The sequence below is a fragment of the Oscillibacter hominis genome (assembly GCF_014334055.1).
In the GTDB taxonomy this organism is placed as follows: Bacteria; Bacillota; Clostridia; order Oscillospirales; family Oscillospiraceae; genus Oscillibacter; species Oscillibacter hominis.
The window spans coordinates 2238958-2257407 of the sequence record NZ_CP060490.1 but is presented as its reverse complement, the minus strand read 5'-3'; the positions used below and the strand labels follow the sequence as shown (position 1 = coordinate 2257407).

Annotated in this window: 16 protein-coding genes; 12 read left to right on the top strand and 4 right to left on the bottom strand. The window is 58.9% G+C overall.

The window, feature by feature from the left end:
- The first annotated feature begins 339 nt into the window (after nt 1-339).
- From H8790_RS11215 to H8790_RS11160, 12 genes are all read left to right on the top strand, one after another.
- Nucleotides 340-1326, top strand: coding sequence for an ABC transporter ATP-binding protein (locus H8790_RS11215; RefSeq protein ID WP_404821720.1), 987 nt, complete (start codon nt 340-342; stop codon nt 1324-1326).
- Nucleotides 1323-2189, top strand: a complete 867-nt coding sequence (locus tag H8790_RS11210) for an ABC transporter permease (RefSeq protein WP_187332583.1) — start codon at nt 1323-1325, stop codon at nt 2187-2189. Before H8790_RS11215 ends, H8790_RS11210 begins: the two co-directional genes overlap by 4 nt.
- Nucleotides 2190-2202: 13 nt before the next feature.
- A complete protein-coding gene (locus H8790_RS11205) occupies nt 2203-3591 on the top strand; it encodes a Gldg family protein (protein WP_187332582.1) in 1389 nt (462 codons plus the stop codon).
- Between the two features lie 18 nt (nt 3592-3609).
- Nucleotides 3610-4596 carry a DUF4340 domain-containing protein gene (locus H8790_RS11200; protein ID WP_187332581.1) on the top strand — a complete coding sequence of 329 codons (987 nt, stop codon included), beginning with the start codon at nt 3610-3612 and terminating at the stop codon, nt 4594-4596.
- A 148-nt stretch (nt 4597-4744) separates the two neighbouring features.
- Nucleotides 4745-5422 (top strand): response regulator transcription factor, encoded by a 678-nt coding sequence (locus H8790_RS11195; RefSeq protein WP_187332580.1) that lies wholly within the window; start codon nt 4745-4747, stop codon nt 5420-5422.
- Complete coding sequence (locus tag H8790_RS11190; RefSeq protein WP_243208494.1) at nt 5419-6639, top strand: sensor histidine kinase; 1221 nt, start codon at nt 5419-5421, stop codon at nt 6637-6639. The genes H8790_RS11195 and H8790_RS11190 overlap by 4 nt, the downstream gene beginning before the upstream one ends.
- A 168-nt stretch (nt 6640-6807) precedes the next feature.
- Complete coding sequence (locus tag H8790_RS11185) at nt 6808-8292, top strand: aminotransferase-like domain-containing protein (RefSeq protein ID WP_187332579.1); 1485 nt, start codon at nt 6808-6810, stop codon at nt 8290-8292.
- 211 nt (nt 8293-8503) lie between these two features.
- Nucleotides 8504-9298 (top strand): SDR family oxidoreductase, encoded by a 795-nt coding sequence (locus H8790_RS11180; RefSeq protein WP_187332578.1) that lies wholly within the window; start codon nt 8504-8506, stop codon nt 9296-9298.
- A gap of 3 nt (nt 9299-9301) precedes the next feature.
- The gene (locus tag H8790_RS11175) at nt 9302-10222 is read left to right on the top strand and encodes an AEC family transporter (RefSeq protein WP_187332577.1); all 921 of its coding nucleotides are present in this window, start codon (nt 9302-9304) and stop codon (nt 10220-10222) included.
- 47 nt (nt 10223-10269) lie between these two features.
- On the top strand, nt 10270-11640 hold the full coding sequence (gene gcvPA / locus H8790_RS11170; RefSeq protein ID WP_187332576.1) for an aminomethyl-transferring glycine dehydrogenase subunit GcvPA: 1371 nt from the start codon (nt 10270-10272) through the stop codon (nt 11638-11640).
- Nucleotides 11641-11653: 13 nt separating this feature from the next.
- Nucleotides 11654-13213, top strand: a complete 1560-nt coding sequence (gene gcvPB / locus H8790_RS11165) for an aminomethyl-transferring glycine dehydrogenase subunit GcvPB (protein ID WP_187332575.1) — start codon at nt 11654-11656, stop codon at nt 13211-13213.
- Nucleotides 13200-14321: an ATP-NAD kinase family protein gene (locus H8790_RS11160; RefSeq protein WP_187332574.1), complete on the top strand. Its 1122-nt coding sequence runs from the start codon at nt 13200-13202 to the stop codon at nt 14319-14321. Before gcvPB ends, H8790_RS11160 begins: the two co-directional genes overlap by 14 nt.
- A 78-nt stretch (nt 14322-14399) precedes the next feature.
- Here the strand turns inward: H8790_RS11160 and H8790_RS11155 are convergent, their stop codons facing one another.
- The 4 genes from H8790_RS11155 to speB form a co-directional block, all read right to left on the bottom strand.
- On the bottom strand, nt 14400-15458 hold the full coding sequence (locus H8790_RS11155; protein WP_187332573.1) for a TRAP transporter substrate-binding protein: 1059 nt from the start codon (nt 15456-15458) through the stop codon (nt 14400-14402).
- Between the two features lie 57 nt (nt 15459-15515).
- On the bottom strand, nt 15516-16781 hold the full coding sequence (locus tag H8790_RS11150) for a TRAP transporter large permease (RefSeq protein ID WP_187332572.1): 1266 nt from the start codon (nt 16779-16781) through the stop codon (nt 15516-15518).
- Complete coding sequence (locus H8790_RS11145; RefSeq protein WP_187332571.1) at nt 16778-17281, bottom strand: TRAP transporter small permease; 504 nt, start codon at nt 17279-17281, stop codon at nt 16778-16780. The genes H8790_RS11150 and H8790_RS11145 overlap by 4 nt, the downstream gene beginning before the upstream one ends.
- Nucleotides 17282-17351: 70 nt before the next feature.
- Complete coding sequence (gene speB / locus H8790_RS11140; protein WP_187332570.1) at nt 17352-18302, bottom strand: agmatinase; 951 nt, start codon at nt 18300-18302, stop codon at nt 17352-17354.
- Nucleotides 18303-18450 lie beyond the last annotated feature (148 nt).

The following is an 18450-nucleotide window of genomic DNA, read 5'->3' as shown; positions in this document are numbered from 1 at the left end:
AAAAGGAGGACCCTTTGAGGGCCCTCCTTTTTTGCGGCCTGGGCGGAGAATCCCAAGACCACAGAGAGAAACAAGAGAAAAGAAATGAAAAAAGTTTTGCCGCACCAGGTGCGGGGGGAGAACCCTTCCTGATGTTGGGGACAGTATATCAGGGAATTCTGAAAATAACCTTGAAAAATTATGAACAAATTAAAAGAATTCACTAAATTTTGGGGAGCAAACGATTATTCCGGGTAAAATGTATGGAGTCAAGCTTAAGCTTTCTTTAAGAAAGCACGCCTATACTATCCTCAAGCGATAGGGCGCCTGCGCCTGAAGGAGGATGGTAGTTTGATTGAAGTGAAAAATCTGGTAAAGCGATATGGGGACCACTGCGCGGTGGATCACCTGAGCTTTACAGTGGCCGACGGCCAGATTTACGGCTTTTTGGGGCCCAACGGAGCCGGGAAATCCACCACCATGAACATCATGACCGGGTACCTGGCCGCCACGGAGGGCGAGGTGCTCATCGAGGGGCACAACGTTTTAGAGGAGCCGGAGGAGGCCCGGCGCTGCATCGGGTACCTGCCGGAGATCCCGCCGGTGTATCCGGAGATGACGGTGCGGGAGTACCTGCACTTCTGCGCCCAGTTGAAAAAAATCCCCAAGGCGGAGCAAGAGAACCAGATTGCCCAGGTGGTGGCGCTGACCCACCTGGAGGAGGTGGCCGGACGGCTGATCCGGAACCTCTCCAAGGGCTACCGCCAGCGCCTGGGCCTTGCCCAGGCCATTTTGGGCTTTCCCAAGATCATTATCCTGGATGAGCCCACTGTGGGCCTGGACCCCAAGCAGATCATCGAAATCCGGGACCTGATCCGCCGCCTGGCCCGCGAGCACACGGTGATCCTCTCCTCCCACATCCTCTCGGAGGTGCGGGCCGTGTGCGACCATATCCTCATCATCCACAAGGGGAAATTGGTGGCCTGCGACACGCCGGAAAACCTGGAGGAGCACCTGTCCGGCGCCCACACGGTGGAGATAGAGGCCAAGGGCAGCTGTGAGCAGGTGGAGGAGATCCTGAGTGGGATTCCCAGCCTGACCGGAAAGACGGTGTCGCCCAAGACGGAGTCCACCGTGGCGGCAGAGCTCACCGCCGCCCAGGATGTGCGGGAGCAGCTGTTCCGCGCCTTTGCGGCGGCGGACTGCCCCCTGCTGGAGCTGACGCCCCGCATCGCCTCGCTGGAGGAAGTGTTCCTGGAGCTGACCCGGGGCGGCCGGGAGGAAAGCGCGGACGGTGTGCCTGGGGAAGTCCGCCCGCAGGATGAGGAAGGAGGCGGTCAGGCGTGAAAGCCATCTACAAGCGGGAGCTGAGCTCCTATTTCAATTCCATGATCGGCTATCTCTGCATTGCGGTGATGGTGGCCTTCATCGGCGTCTACTTCATGGCCTACAACCTGTTTTCCGGTTATCCCTATTTCTCCTATTCCCTGGCCTCCACCCTGTTTATCTTCATGGTTATTGTGCCCATACTGACCATGCGTTCCATGGCGGAGGAGCGCCACAGCCGCACGGACCAGCTGCTTTTGACCGCACCGGTCAGCGTGACGGAGGTGGTGATGGGCAAGTATCTTGCTATGCTCACCGTGTACCTGATCCCCGTGCTGGTCTCCTGCCTGTGCCCGCTGATCATCGCCATGAACGGCACGGCCTATCTGAAGGCGGACTACAGCGCTGTGCTGGCCTTTTTCCTCTACGGCGCGGTGGAAATCTCGGTGGGGCTGTTCATCTCCGCCCTGACGGAGAGCCAGATTATCGCCGCCGTGGGCACCTTCGGCGCGCTGCTGGTGCTGTATTTGTGGGATGGGCTGATCGACTACCTGCCCGTCACCGCCTCCGGGTCCCTTGTGGGCCTTCTGGTGATCCTGATCCTGATTTGCCTGCTGCTTCACTCCCTCTCCAACAGCTACAAGGTGTCTGGCTCCGTGCTGGCAGTTGGAGCCGCGGCCATTGTGGGCTTTTATCTGAAAGACTCCTCCTCGTTTGCATCACTGCTGCCCAACGCCCTGGGGAAGTTCAGCCTGAGCGGGGTCTTCACCAATTTTGTCAACAACCAGGTCTTTGACGTGGCGGGCCTCGCCATGTATGTCTCCGTTGCGGCACTGATGGTCTTCCTGACGGTTCAGGTGGTCCAGAAGCGGCGCTGGAGCTGAGGAGGTGCGGACGATGAAACTTCAGAAAACGGAGAGCCGGGCCTCCCGGCGGGGCGCGTTTTCCGCCGGAGCGGCCGCGCTGGCCGTGGCCGTGGTGATCGCCTTCAACCTGCTGGTGGCCCAGATCCCCACACGCTACACCCAGCTGGACATCTCGCCCAACAACATCTACCATATCACAGACACCTCCGTGGACTACATGGCGGCCTTAAGCGAGGACGTATCCATCCATGTGCTGGCCAACAAGGACGCCATGGACCAGCGGATCGTCCGGTTTTTGGATCAGTACGGGGAACTCAGCGGCCGCCTGAGCGTGGAGTACACCAACCCCACCACCTATCCCTCCGTGCTCTCCGCCTACGGCGTGGAGGCCAATACCATCGTGGTGTCCTGCGAGGCCACCGGACGGCAAGAAACCATTGCCATTGACGATCTGATCGAGTATGATATCTATACCTACATGATGAGCGGCCAGCGCAACGAAACCGCATTTGACTGCGAGGGCCAGCTGACCTCCGCGGTGGACCTGGTGGTTTCCGAATCCTCCCGCAGGGCTTACACCATCAACGACCATGGAGAGCAGGGCCTGTCCGCCTCGGTGGAGGACCTGATGAAAAAGAGCCACTTCAGCGTGGAGGAGGTCAATGTGCTGATGGACGGCGTGCCGGAGGACTGCGATCTTCTGATCTCCAACGCCCCCGCGTCCGATCTGGCCGACGATGAGGCCGAGATGATCCTCAGCTATTTATCCGGCGGCGGACAGCTGATCTACCTGATGGGCGCGGACCTGACGGAGATGCCCAATTGGAACAGGGTCCTTTCCCAGTACGGCATCTCCCCCACCACCGGCCTCATCGCCGACACCCAGCGGTACTATCAAAATAATCCCTATGCGATCTTCCCGGAGGTCGACCTGAGCGTGGACGCGGCCCAGAGCCTCACCGGCGATTCCACGGTGCTGCTCTTCTCCTCCCGGGGCATGACGCTCACCGCCCCCGCCCGGGACACCGTCACCGTCTCCCCCTTCCTGACCACCTCCGACCACGGCGTCAACGTGGTGGATGATTCGGATCAGGCCCAGGGCACCTACGTGGTGGGCGCCGTGGCCACCGAGGAGACCGATGGCGGCACAGCCCGGCTGACCGTATTCGGCTGCAGCAACATGATCAGCGAGCAGATCACTGGAAGCTTCACCAACATCGCTAACCTGGACCTCTTCCTGAATGCGGCCACTGTGGGCTTTGACGACATCACCAACCTCTCCATCGAGCCGGTGAGCCTCCAGGTGCCCAGCAACACCATCACCACAGGCGGAATCTGGAGCGCGCTGTTCGTCTTCGTCATCCCGCTGGCAGTGGTAGCGGTGGGCTTTGTGCATTGGATGCGCCGCCGCAAACTCTAAGGCAAGGAGGATTCCCCCATGAGACAGAAAAAGACGCTGGTGGCCCTGGCCGCAGTACTGGTTGTGTTGGCGGCCTTGACATGGCTTCTCCGCTCCTGCAACGCAAAAGAGGAGCGGCGCCAGCAGGAGGAGCAGCAGAATCTGGCCGATACCCGGGTGCTGGAGACCGAGGAGGACCAGACCTACAGCGCCATCTCCTACGACAACGGGCAGGTGAACCTGTCCTTTGCCCGGGACGAGGCCGGGGAGTGGTACTGGGTGGACGATCCGGACTTCCCCCTGAACGGATACTACCTGGAGAGCCTCTCCAAGCAGGTCATCGCCCTGCACCCGATGCAGACCATCACCGAGGGGGATACCCTGGAGGCTTACGGCCTGGAGGAGCCCGCCGCCTCACTGAAGGCCACGGCGGACGGCGGCAAGGAAACGGTGCTGCTGTTCGGCAAGACCACCTCCGATGGGTCCTACTATATGAAGCTGGCGGACTCCGACACGGTGTACGTGGTGTCCAGCGAGCTGCGTGAGAGCATGAATAAAGGCATCTACGACATGGCGGAAATTCCCGATATTCCCACCTTTACCGGCGCGAACCTGCGCACTGTGCGTGTGAAAGGGCCCACCCAAGACCTAACGCTCTCCGTGGAGGCGGGAGAGGAGGACGGCGCCGCGTCCTGGATTTTCGGCGATGCCGACGTGACGGATCATGAGACGGTGAGCGCCCTGGCCGATGAGCTGGCCAGCCTCCGGTTCACGGCCTGCGTGGACTATCGGCCCACCGATGAGGCGGTGACGCTGTGCGGCCTGGGCAGCCCCCAGGTGACCATGACGGTTTACTATGTGCCTGACGGAAGCGCTGAAACCACATTTAAGATGTCCGTGGGCAACGCCACCGCCGACGGCGAGGGCTACTATGCCCGGATGGAGGGAGACACCACCATCTACAGCGTGGCCAAGGACTCGGTGGAGACGCTGCTGGCCCTGGCCGCGGGCGGCCTGACCGCCTGAGCATTGCAAGCGGGCGATGGCAGTGATACAATCGGGAAGGGGAATCCCTTCCCGATTTTCATCGGAGGATATTCGCTGAGACGGGAGAGGGAGCGGTTCTTTTACGGGCTGTCCCGCATGGAAGACCAGACTGAGAGGAGAAACGCCTATGCGCATCCTGATTGTGGAAGATGAAGTCCGCCTGGCCGCCACGCTCCAGGACATTGTGGAGATGGCCGGCTATACCGCCGACGTCTGTCACGACGGTGAGTCGGGGGCGGACAACGCCCTCTCCGGTATTTACGATGTGATTTTGCTGGACGTGATGCTGCCCAGGCTGAGTGGGTTCGACGTGCTGCGGCGCATGCGCTCAGAGGGGGACACGACCCCGGTTTTGATGCTCACCGCCCGGTCCGACACGGCCGATAAGGTGGAGGGCCTGGACGCGGGGGCGGACTACTATCTCACCAAGCCCTTTGAGCCCCGGGAGCTGCTGGCCTGCATCCGGGCGCTGTGCCGCCGTCAGCCGGAGCTGCGGGAGGAGGGCGTATTGACCTGCGGCGACCTGAAGTTAGAGCAGTCCTCCTTTTCGCTGCTGTGCGGCGGACAGTCCATCCGCCTCTCCCGCAAGGAATATGACATCATGGAGCTTTTGATGCAGAATCAGAAGTTAGTGGTGCCCAAGGAGAAGCTTCTGCTGAAGGTCTGGGGTTATGAGTCCGAGGCTGAGGACAACAACGTGGAGGTCTACATCTCCTTTTTGCGCCGCAAGCTGGCCCACTTGGGCTCCGGTGTGAAGATCAAGACCATCCGGATGGTGGGCTATTGTCTGGAGACCGGGGAATGAAGCGCCAGGACAGTATGATCCGCAAGCTCCGGATCAAGTTTGTGGCCATCTGCATGGCCCTGGTGACGCTGGTCCTGGGGGCGGTCTTTTTCTCCGTGGTCTCCGCCACGGAACAGAACATCCGCTCCAACACCATGGAGGTGCTGGAGCGGGTGATCGACCAGGAGGGCATCGTGGGCCGGCCCTCAGCGGGCGGGCCCACGGTGCAGATGCCCTATTTCACTGTGGCCGTCATGGGCTCCACCGCTTACATCACCGGCGGCACCTACAGCGACCTGGAGAACACCACCGAGCTCCAGGAGATCATCACCATTGCCCTGCGCGGCGGGGCCGCCACCGGCGTGGTGGCCAAGTATTCCCTCCGCTATCTCATTCAGGACAACGGGTTTTATCAGCGCATGGCCTTTGCGGACATGTCCATTGAGCGGACCATCATGGAGGACCTGCTCCGCTCCTCCTTCCAAATCGGCATTGCCGCACTGCTGGTGCTCTTTGCCGTCAGCTGCCTGCTGGCCTGGTGGGCCACCCGGCCGGTGGAGCAGGCCATCAGACAGCAAAAGCAGTTCCTCTCCGACGCATCCCATGAGCTGAAGACGCCCCTGACGGTGATCCTCTCCAACGCGGAGATGCTCTCCGCCGCCCAGCTGGAGGACCGAAGCGCCCGCTGGGCCGACAACATCCACTCCGAGGCCGGACAGATGAAAACGCTGGTGGAAGAAATGCTGACGCTGGCCCGGTCGGACAATATGAGCCGCATCGCGATCCTCACGGAGCAGGACCTGTCCACCCTGGTGACGGACTGTGCGCTGTCCTTTGAGCCGGTGGCCTTTGAGCATGGAAAGGAGCTTCAGTGGGAATGCGCACCGGAGATCATAATCCTGGGCGACGGAGACCAGCTGCGCCGTTTGGTGGGGGTGCTGTTGGACAACGCGGTGAAGTACGGGGCGTCGGACGCGCCAATCCGCGTCTTATTGAGCCGGGACGACAAGCGGGCGCGGCTGGAGGTTTCCAACCAGGGGCCGGTTATCCCGCCTGAGCAGCTGCGGCGGCTCTTTGAGCGGTTTTACCGGGCCGACGACTCCCGGGGGGAAAAATCCGGATTCGGCCTGGGGCTGCCCATCGCCGCCGCCATTGCCTCCGAGCACAAGGGCACCATACGGGCCGAGAGCGACCAGCGTTCCACCCGGTTCATCGTATCCATCCCATTAAAGAAGTAAAAAAGGCGCCTGGCTCCCAATGGGCCAGGCGCCTTTTCCCTGGGAAGTGTTGACTATTGGGAAAAATCAGAATATAGTAATAAACAAGTGTGCAGAATTTAGATCATTAGATATAGTGTCGCCTCTGGGAAAGCGCCGGAGGCCGCTGCTTTCAAAAGGAGGGAGCCAATGGGAGAGTACGGGGAGAAGAGGACAGAAGCCATTTCCATCAGCTGGAAGCCGGATCGACAGTCCAAAATCCCTCTATACAGCCAGATCGTCAGCTATTTCAGCGAGAAGATTTCCTCCGGCGACTGGGTGAGCGGCCAGGTGCTGCCCTCTCAAAGAAAGCTCTCTGAACTGTTTGAGGTCAACCGCAGCACCATTGTGGAGGCCATGGACGAACTGGCCTCCCTGGGGATGATCGAAAGCGGCTTTGGCGGCGGAACCCGCATCGCCAACGACAGCTGGTCGCTGCTGATGCAGGACAAGGCGCCGGACTGGCAGAGCTATATCAAGGCCAGCGGCTTCCGGGCCAACGTACCCACGGTGCAGATCATCAACCACCTGGAATTTGAAGAGGGGATCACCCGGATGAGCACCGGCGAGCTGTCGCCGGACCTGATGCAGCTGGACCTGACCCGAAAGGTGCTGAGCAGTCTTTCCAGCCGGGACCTCTTTATGAACTACCCCGACCCGCTGGGCATGCCCGGGCTGCGCGCCGCGCTCCAGGCCCATCTCAGGGAGATCGGGATTGACGCGCCGCTTTCCTGCATCCTCATTGTCTCCGGCGCATTGCAGGCCCTGCAGCTCATTTCCATGGGCATTGTCCAGGCCAAATCCACGGTCTATGTGGAGTCGCCGTCCTATCTGGGGTCGCTGAATATCTTTCAGTCTGTGGGGGCAAAGCTCCAGGGTGTGCCCCTGGATGCCAGCGGAATACTGCCCTGGATGATCCGGGAGCCCCAGTCCAACGGCTGCCATTCCCTGCTCTACACCATCCCCACCTTTCAAAATCCCACCGGCTGCGTGATGCCGGTGAGCCGCCGCAAGGAGGTCCTGAAATACTGTAAGGAAAACCACATGCCGGTGATCGAGGACGATGTATTCCGGGATCTGTGGCTGGACGAGATGCCGCCTCCACCCATCAAGGCGCTCGACCAGAGCGGCAGTGTGGTCTATATCGGAAGCCTGTCCAAGTGCTTCTCTCCGGGGCTGCGGCTTGGGTGGCTGGTGGGCCCGGAGTCGGTGGTGCAGCGGCTGGCCGATGTGAAGATGCAGATGGATTACGGCGTCAGTGTGCTGACCCAGCAGGTGGTGGAGGAGCTTTTCCGGAGCGGCCTCTACTACACGGGAGTCAACACCATCCGCCAGCAGCTCAGGGAGCGCCGGGACCTGATGATGCGCCTGCTGGAGAAGTATTTCGGCGACCTTGCGGAGTGGAACCGGCCCGCAGGAGGGTTCTTCATCTGGGTCCGCCTGAAAAACAGGGTGCTGTCGGAGCAGCTTTTCAACCGGGCGCTGAAGGAGGGGCTGCTGATCCTGCCCGGCAGCGTGTACGACATGGGGTACTCCTCTTCCCTACGGCTGACATACGGCTATCTATCGGCCGAAGAAATGGAGCTTGGCATGAGACGCCTGTCCGAAATCTTGCGGGATATGAACCGAAAGTAAATAGAAAAAGGGGAGGGAACAGATTCAATCTGTTCCCTCCCCTTTTATAAACGAAGAAAGGAAAAAACCACCTAATATTTGGTTGTTTGAATTCCAGATGCTTGGTTGGTTACAAATGAAATCAATGTCGATATAATAAGGGCATCCGTTAGATCGGAGTCAATTCTGCCCTGCCCGGAACCGGGAGGGCTTTTGAAGGAGAAAAGATAAAATGGGTAAACTGGATGGAAAAATCGCAATTGTAACCGGCGCTGCCCAGGGCATCGGCAACGGCAGCGCCAAGGTGCTGGCCAAACACGGCGCCACTGTCATCCTGGTGGACTTCGCGGAGTCCGTGGCAGATGCCGCGGAGGAAATCCGGAAGATGGGCCTGAAGGCCGACAGCCGCCGGGTGGACGTCAGCAAGCTGGAGGATGTGCAGAAGGTTGTGGACGATATCGTCGCCCAGTACGGCAAGGTCGATATCCTGCACAACAACGCCGGCGTCAACCGCCGCGTCAAGTTCGAGGACATGGATGTCAAGACCCTTAATTTTATTTTCGGCGTCAACATCTATGGCGTGTGGAACATGGCCAAGGCCGTGTATCCCTATATGATGAAGGCGGGCTACGGCCGCATCATCAACACCTCCTCCGTCACCGGTACAAAAGTGGTTGACGAGGGTCAGACGACTTACTCCATGACCAAGGGCGCCGTTTCCGCCCTGACCCGCGCTCTGGCCTATGAGGCCGGTCCCCATGGCATCACCGTCAACGCGGTGCTCCCCGGCTGGGTCCGCACCCCCAAGGTGGAGCAGGTTGCCGCTGACAGCCGCCCCGAGGATCCCGAGAGCGCTCTGCGGGACATGGCGTCCTTCATCCCCCTCAAGCGCCTTTGCAACATTGAGGAGATCGGCGACCTGGTGGCCTTCCTGGCCTCTGACGACGCCAAGTACATCACCGGCACTGAAGTGATCATCGACGGCGGCAGCACGCTGCCCGAGACCTTCGACATCCTCCACGCATAAGAGGTGGACGTCGGACTGCTGGCCCGGACGCTGATTCAGCTCTACGGCATGATGGCCCTGGGATTTGTGCTGGCAAAGGCAAAAATCCTGGATGACCATGTCAACCGGAAGCTCTCCGCCATGGTGGTTACAGCGGTTTATCCCATGATGCTGCTGTGCTCCATGATGGGTCAGCCCGGGGACAGGCTGGAGGCACTGGCCCTGTTGGGAGCGGGCTTCGGCATGTACATCGCCATGATCCTTTTCGGCAAGGCCGCAGGGTGGCTGCTGCGGGTCCCACCGGAAAAGCGGCGGGAGTTCGAGTGCCTGATGGTGTTCGGCAACACAGGGTTCATCGGCGCGCCCCTGGCCCAGTCCCTGTATGGGGACGCGGCCTTCTTCCAGATGACGCTGCTGAACTTTGCCTACTACTTCTTCTACAACACCTATGCCGTCAGCACGCTGTCCCCGGACACCGGGGAAAAACGGAAGTTCCGCCTGAAAGACCTGATGACGCCGGGATTTGTGATGACCCTTCTGGCGGTGGTGCTGTACCTTGTGAGCTTTGACGCGCCGCCCATTGTCAGCGACATGCTCTATATGGTGGGCAGCATGACCACACCGCTCTCCATGATCATCCTGGGCTCCTCGCTGGCCATGTATCCCTTCCTCCAGTCCATCACCGACCCTTGGTCCTACGTGTACTGCGGGGCAAAGCTGCTGATCCTGCCGGCCATCACCTTTTTCCTCTGCCGCCTGCTTCAGGTAAACGCCTACTTCGGCGACCTGGCGGTTTTAAGCAACGCCATGCCGGCCGGGTCCATGGTGCTGATGCTGGCGCTGCAGATGAAGCGGGACAGCGGCTTTATCAGCAGGAGCATCTTTGTCTCTACCCTTCTTTCCGCACTGTCACTGCCCATTCTGGCGATTTTATTCCTGCATTAAGTTCAACTGGCGGCAATGCCGCGAATGTTACATAGGAGGCGAACGAAATGACGCAATATCCTTACATCCCCAACAGCAACGAGGCTGTCCGCAAGGAAATGCTGGATTTCATCGGCGCCAAGTCTGTTGAGGAGATTTACTCTTTCATCCCCGACGAGGTGCGCATGAAACGGCCCCTGGACCTGCCCAAGGCCTTTACGTCCGAAATGGACCTGAAACGGCACATGGACGGCATCCTGGCCAAGGACAGCACCTGCGACGAGAACATCAGCTTCTTGGGTGCCGGCTGCTACAACCACTATGTGCCCGCTGTGTGCGACGAGATCAACGGCCGCAGTGAGTTCCTCACCGCCTACAGTGGCGACACCTATGCCGACCACGGCAAGCTCCAGACCTTCTTTGAGTTCACCAGCATGATGGGCGAGCTGCTGGATATGGACGTGGTCAGCTTCCCCACCTACGACGGCGGCCAGGCCGCGTCCACGGCAATCATGATGTCCCGCCGCATCAACGGCCGGTCCACCGCTCTGGTGCCCGCGGCCATGAACCCCAGCCTGCTCTCCCAGCTCAAGTGCTACTGCGAGGGCATGAACCTGGTGGGCGTGGCCAGCTGCCCCAACGGCCAGCTGGACCTGGAGGACCTCAAGAGCAAGCTCACAGACGATGTGGCCTGCGTTTTCATCCAGAACCCCGCGTTTTTGGGCTTCTTTGAAGAGCAGGGCGAGGAGATCGGCAAGCTCTGCCACAGCGTGGGCGCGGAGTACATTGTCTACGCCGACCCCTCCATCCTGGGCATTGTCCAGCCCCCCGCCGACTACGGCGCGGACATCGCCTGCGGCGAGATTCAGCCCCTTGGCATCCACATGAGCTACGGCGGCGGCCTGGGCGGCTACCTGGCCACCCGCCAGGAAGAGAAGTACGTGATGAACTATCCCCATCACCTCTACAACATCTTCAAGAACTCCAAGGGTCAGTTCGGCTATGCCCGCGCCCTGCCTGAGCGCACCAGCTACTATGTCCGTGAAAAGGCCATCGAGTACCTGGGCACCTGCGTGGGCTTGTGGGCAGTGACCGCGGCCACGTATCTTGCCGTCATGGGCCCCGACGGCATGCGTGAGCTGGGTGAAAACATCCTCTACAAGAGCAACTACGCCCAGAAGAAGCTCTCCGCACTGCCCGGCGTCAAGCTGCCCTACAGCGCCAGCCACAGCTTCATGGAGTTTGTGCTGAACTTCGACGCTGCGGGCAAGACCGTGGCCGAGATCAACAAGGCGCTGCTGGCCAAGGGCATCTTCGGCGGTTACGACCTGAGCGGCCAGATGCCGGAGCAGGGCCAGTCCATGCTGGTCTGCGTCACTGAGAAGACCGAGCTCTCCGACATTGACGCTCTGGTTGATGCACTGAAGAACATTCTGTAAGGAGGGAACGAACGTGTCTGATACGAAACTGCGGAACTTCCACGAAGCCCAGTGGGATGAGTCCCTGATTTTTGAACAAAGCGTACCGGGCAGCCGCAGCCTGCTGGTGCCCGACGTATCCGAGCAGGTCAAGGGCGTCACCGGAAAGGTGGAGACCCTGCTGCCCAAGAACCTCAAGCGCAAGGAGAAGCCCGCCCTGCCGGAGCTGGCCCAGCCCCAGGTGCTGCGCCACTACCTGCGTCTTTCCCAGGAGACCATTGGCCAGGACATCAACATCGACATCGGCCTTGGCACCTGCACCATGAAATACAGCCCCAAGATCAACGAGCAGTTCGTCCGCTCCCCCAAGTTCACGGAGATGCACCCCTATCAGGACGACGATACCGCTCAGGGCATCCTGAAGATCATCTATGACTTTGAGCAGATCATGAAGGAGATTTCCGGCCTGGACGCCGTGTCCTTCCAGCCCGGCGGCGGCGGACAGGGCATCTACTCCAACGCGGCCGTGCTGAAGAAGTACTTTGAGGAAAAGGGCGAGGCGGAGCAGCGCACCCAGATCATCACCACCATCCTCTCCCACCCCCTGGACTCCGCGGCTCCCGCCACCAAGGGCTTTGAGGTCATCAGCCTCTTCCCCAACGAGAATGGCTATCCCAGCCTGGAAAACCTGAAGGCCGTGGTCAGCGAGAAGACCGCCGGCATCTTCATCACCAACCCCGAGGACACCGGCGTCTTCAACCCCATTGTCCGTGAGTTCGTGGACGTGGTTCATGAGGCGGGCGGCCTGGCCATCTGCGACATGGCCGACTACAACGGCCTTTTTGGCCTGGTCCGCGCCAAGGAACTGGGTGCCGATATGTGCCATTTCAACCTGCATAAGGCATTCTCCTCCCCCCACGGCTGCATGGGCCCCGGCTGCGGCGCCCAGTGCGTCACCGAGGAGCTGGAGAAGTACCTGCCCCGTCCCCGTGTCCGCTTTGACGGCAAGCGCTATTACACCGATTATGACGGCCCCGCCTCCGTGGGCAAAATCCGTCAGTTCCAGGGCTCCCTGGCCGCTGTGATGCGCGCCTATGCCTGGGTCATGAGCCTGGGCCGCGACGGTCTGGAGACCGTGGCAGAGACCGCTATTTTGAACAACAACTACATGATGAAGCGCGTCCTGAACGAGGTTAAGGGCATTTCCATGTCCTGGGCCGAGGAGGCCCCCAACCGCCTGGAGCAGGTCCGCTACAGCTTTGAAAAGCTGCTCAAGGACACCGGTGTGGGTGCCGAGGATGTGAACCGGCACCTGCTGGACTTCGGCTTCCAGCGCTTCTTCCCCAGCCACCATCCTCTGATCGTTCCCGAGCCCTACACCCCCGAGCCCACCGAGTCCTACTCCAAGGCGGACATCGACGAGTATGTGAGCGCCCTGAAGAAGATCAGCGACGAGGCTTACTCCACTCCCGAGGTGGTGTTGGGCGCGCCCTACAACGGCCCCATCTCCAAGCTGGAGTGCGACCACATCACCGACGTCTCCGAGCTGGCGGTGACCTGGCGTGCTTATAAGAAGCAAAATGGCCTCGCTTAAGACCTTTGGCCTGATCGTCAACCCCATTGCGGGCATGGGCGGCAAGGTGGCGCTGAAGGGCACCGACGGTGCCGCAACGCTATCCGCCGCCCGGGCCCGGGGCGCCCGGCCCGAGTCCGGAATCAAGGCGGAGCGGGCGCTGAACATGCTGCTGCCCTTCCGGGAGAACGTCCAGGTACTGACGGCTTCCGGTGACATGGGGCAGAGCCTTTGCGAGAAGTTAGGCATTCCCTTCCGGGTGGTCTACTGTGCGGAGGGAGAGGAGACCTCTCCCTCCGACACCATGGCGGCCGCCCGGGCCATTGCCGACCAGGGCGTGGAGCTCCTCCTGTTCGCCGGCGGCGACGGGACGGCCCGCAACATCTGCGAGGCTGTGGGCGAGCGGGTGAGCGTGTTGGGCATTCCCGCCGGCGTGAAAATTCAGTCCGCGGTGTTTGCCCTGAACCCGGAGGCCGCCGGAACGGTGGCCGCCACGCTGGCCCGCGGGATTCCCATGAGCTCCAGCCGCCGGGAGGTGGTAGACCTGGACGAGGACGCCTACCGCACCGGCCACGTCAGCGCCACGCTGTACGGCGCCATGCTGGTGCCCGATCAGCCTGAGCAGCTCCAGTCCATGAAGCAGAGCGGATTCTCCACGGAGGCGGATCAGATGGCGGCTATCGCCGGTTATCTGCAGGAGCATCTGGAACCCGGCGTCACCTATGCCATCGGCTCCGGCTCTTCCGCCAAGTGCATCTCCCAGCGGCTGGGGATTCCCTATGAGCTCCTGGGCGTGGATGTAATCGGGGACGGTAAGCTGATCGCCAGGGACGTGACGGAGGAGCAGCTTTGGCAGTATGCCAAAGACGGCACGATGCGCATCATTGTTTCTCCCATCGGCGGCCAGGGCTTCCTGTTCGGCCGGGGCAACCACCAGTTCAGCGCCCGGGTCCTTCGGGCGGTGGGGAAGGAGCGGATCATGGTGATCTCCCCGGAGTCCAAGATCCTCTCCATTCAAAACCATACACTGCACATCGACTGCGGCGACCCGGAGGTCAACAAGTCCCTGCAGGGATTTTACAGCGTCCTGTGCGGCTACGGATATTTCCTGTCCCTGCCCTGCCGGTGACGGAACGCATAAAAAAGAGAGCTCCTGCCTTCTGGCAGGAGCTCTCTTTTCATTTCTTTTGCGCTGTAAGCAGTCTGCTTACGCCTTGCCCACGGCCTTGAGGACGGTATCCATGAACTCATCGCCGTAGATGCCTCTGAACTGGTCGTACACGCTCTGGGTGGCCTCAATGAAGGAACTCTTATCTTCGATGCGGGTAACCTTGCAGCCGGATTCGTCGATCTCCTTCAGATCGGCTTCCTCCAAGGCGCGGGTCTCTTCACGTTTCTGCTTGCCGCCGAATTCCTCACCGGCATAGAGAACGATTTCCCGCAGGTCATCAGGCAGGGATTCCAGCCAGTCTTTGTTGGTGACAAAAATGGAGACGTTCATGTTATGGCCGATGGTGCTGTAATATTTCTGAACTTCGTTGAACTTGTTGGCAAGGGTCAAGCTGGCGGGGTTGTCCTGGCCCTCCACCACGTTCTGCTGCAGGGCTGTGTAGACCTCGGAGAAGGACATGGGGGTGACATTGCAGCCCAAAGCGGTGAATGTAGCAACGGAAATATCGCTCTGCATGACACGAACTTTCAAACCCTTCATGTCTTCTGCGGTCAGCACCTCGCGAACGTTGTTGGAGAATCCACGCTGGCCGTCATACTGGAAGCCTAAAATATAATACCCAGCCTTATTGGCCTCTTCCTGATAAAGCTTGTGCAATTCTCCGTCGGGGTTCCATACCAGATCTACAGCCTGCTCGTAATCATCAAAAAGGAAGGGCAGGCACAGGAAGGAGAGCTTGTCATTGTAGGTGGCCAGGATATCACTGCAGAAGCTGGAGGCCTGGACGCTGCCCATGCCGATCATATTGGCCATGGTGGCTGCATCGCCCAACTCACCGTTGGCGTGAAGCTCCACAACAATACGGCCGCCGGATTCCGCTTCCACGTATTCCTTGAAGGCCTCCATAGCCCTCTGCTGAGGGCTGTCCAACACTTCATCGTGCGCCACTACCATGGTGATGGGATGTTCGGCGGTGATATCATCACCGTTGTTGCCGGCGGTGCCGGAGCCGCTGTTGCCGGAGCCGTTGTTGCCGCAGGCAACCAGGGGGAGAAGCATGCAAAGGGACAGAACGAATGCCAATACCTTTTTCATAAGTAATCCTCCTCATATTTACCGTTCAAGACGGCTGTGAACGTTGACAGGCTTGACTTATTTGAACCAGATGGTCAGCCAGGGGACATATGTAGTCAGCAGTAAGCAGATAATCAGCGTAATCAGGGGAACCGCGATGTGTTTGAGCATTTCTCCCATCTTTACGCCGCACACCGCAGAGGCCACGAACAAAGAGCAGCCGTAGGGCGGGGTGACCAGGCCGATCAGCAGGTTGATGGTCATGAACACACCGAAAGTGACCGGATCCACGCCGAACGCCATCATGGCCGGCAGCAGCATAGGCGCCAGAATGGTGGTAGCAGGAATATTGTCGATGACACAGCCAACCAGCAGCAGGACAATATTGACCAGCAGCAAAAAGATGTATTTGTTGTCCGTAAAGGAGGTGATGGCGGCGGTCAGCGCGGTCGTGACCTGCTCAAAGGACAGCAGGGCCGCAAAGCCGGTGGACAGGCCCAGCAGGAAGGTGGTCACACCGTTGGTGACAGCCGTGCGGACAATGGCCTGATAGAGGTCCTTGAGGGTGATCTCCCGATAGATCAACAGGGCCACCACGGCGGAGTAGACCACGGCCACCACGGAGGCCTCGGTGGGGGTGAAGATGCCGCTGTAGATGCCGCCTAAGATAATGACCGGGGCAAAGAGGGCCCACTTGGCTTCCCAAACCGCCTTGAGAATTTGGCGCAGAGACTTGCGCTCCTCACCTTTATAGCCTTTTTTCTTACAGACAAGAAAATTTGAGATGATGAGACCGATGCCGATGAGGATACCGGGCAGAATTCCGCCCACAAAGAGATCGCCCACGGAGGTGCCGGTGCATACGCCGTAGACAACGAGGGGGATGCTGGGCGGGATCACCGCTCCTATGGTGCCGGCGCAGGCGGTGAAGACCGCGCTGTAGCCCAGGTCGTAGCCCTTTTCCTGCATCTGGGGGACCATGATGCTGCCGATGCAGGACACAGTGGCCATGGAAGAGCCGGAGATGGCGCCGAAAAACATGGAGGCCAGGGAGACCACGGCTCCCAGTCCACCCACCATCCAGCCCACCAGGGACGCGGCCACGTCCACCAGGCGCCGGGCCAGGCCGCCCACACTCATGATAACGCCGGACAGGATGAAAAACGGAATGGCCATCATCGGAAGGGAATCAATACCCGAGACAGCGTAGGCAGCCACCATGGATAAGTCCAAATTGGTAAACAGGGCCATGGCGGCGATGGTGGCGCCGCCCAAGGCAAAGCCAACGGGGACACCAAGCGTAATCAGTAAAAACAACAGGGCAAACAGAATAATGGCAATCATTCCGCACTGACCTCCTCTCCGGAAGCGGGTTTGAAGATTTCAAAGAATTTTGCGACAACGCGAAGCCCCATTACCGTGCAGCTGATGGGAATGCAGGAATAGATGAACCACTGGGGGATGTGGTACATGGGAGTCCGGTTGCTCATGGAGTAATACTTACCCACCACGACCATTCCGAACCAGACCAGCAACGCCAAAATAGTAAGCGTGATCAGATTGGAAATGATTTTGATCACCTTTTCGGAGATGCCTTTCAACCGGCTTGTCAGCAGGTCGATCTTGATGTGCTCGCTCTCCCGTTCGCCGATAGAAATTCCCAGCCAGGACATCCAGATGAACAGCACCCTGGCCAGTTCGTCAGCGCCGTAAAGGGAGCTGTTGAAAATATAGCGCAGGATTACGTTGATAAACAGCACCAGCACACTGGCTGTGATCATAATGACCAACAGGGTCTCTTCCACTTTGTTATATACATTGACAATCTTTTTTAAGGCTGTCATAACTTCCTCCTACCTTCAGCGGGCTCAAAACAATGGAAGTCCGCTGAATAACCGATCTCTTTCTCTTTCCTTAACCTTTTTTGTGCAGCTTTTGGTATGCAATGATCGAAACCCATTCAAACAGAATAGTTGCTGCCATAAGGCTTGTAATTTGAGAGTTGTCATACTGTGGTGCAACCTCTACAATGTCGTATCCTACAAAATTGATATCCCGCAGCCCACGCAGTATTTTTAAAGTCTCCCTTGATGTGAAGCCGCCAATTTCCGGGGTACCCGTCGCGGGAGCATATGCTGGCTCCAAAAAGTCAATATCAAAGGTAAGAAATACTTTTCTGTTTCCGACACGATTTTTGATGCGTCCGATGAGTGCGTCAATACCCATGTCCTCAATATCCATGTTCGTGACCATATCAAGCCCTAAATCCGGGGAGGTTTTCATATCATCCGAATTATAGAACGCTGAGCGCATACCCGCCTGGATGGAGCAGGCAGGATCAATAAGGCCCTCGTCCAGCGCTCTTTTAAAAGGCGTCCCATGCATATACTTTTTGCCGTAATACGAATCACCGGTATCCGTGTGGGCATCAAAGTGAATGAGGGCAAGAGGGCCGTGTACCTTGGCCAGGGCGCGGAGTTCCCCTAAGGTAACGCTATGATCACCACCGACGCCGATCGGGACAACACCTGCTTGGGCCAAGGGAGTAAACGTATCCTCTATGTTTTTCAGCGTGTCTTCAATGTAGCCGGTAATGACAGGAACATCACCGTAGTCTACTCCGGAGAGGAGGTCAATGAACTGCACATCATGTACAAAATGATAAGGCTTCAGTGTTGAAGAGATGTCTCTAATGGCTGACGGGCCAAATCGTGCGCCGGGACGATAGGTAGTAGCAGTGTCAAATGGAATTCCTACTATCGCATAATCAATATTCTCTGTTGTTTTCACATAGGGCAGCCGAAAAAAGGTCTTAATATCTGCGAATCTTGGTACTTTGGTAGAATCAATTGGCTGATACTTCATATGCTTTCCCTTTCTCTTCTCTTACAAAAGTGAAAACCATGTTCGCGCCGGAAATACTCTGCGTGGGGTAGCTGTACATCCCTCCTGTCAGGCCCCCCCCTGCCTGCATATGACTCAGCAATGCATAAAACTTGCATCGATGCTCACC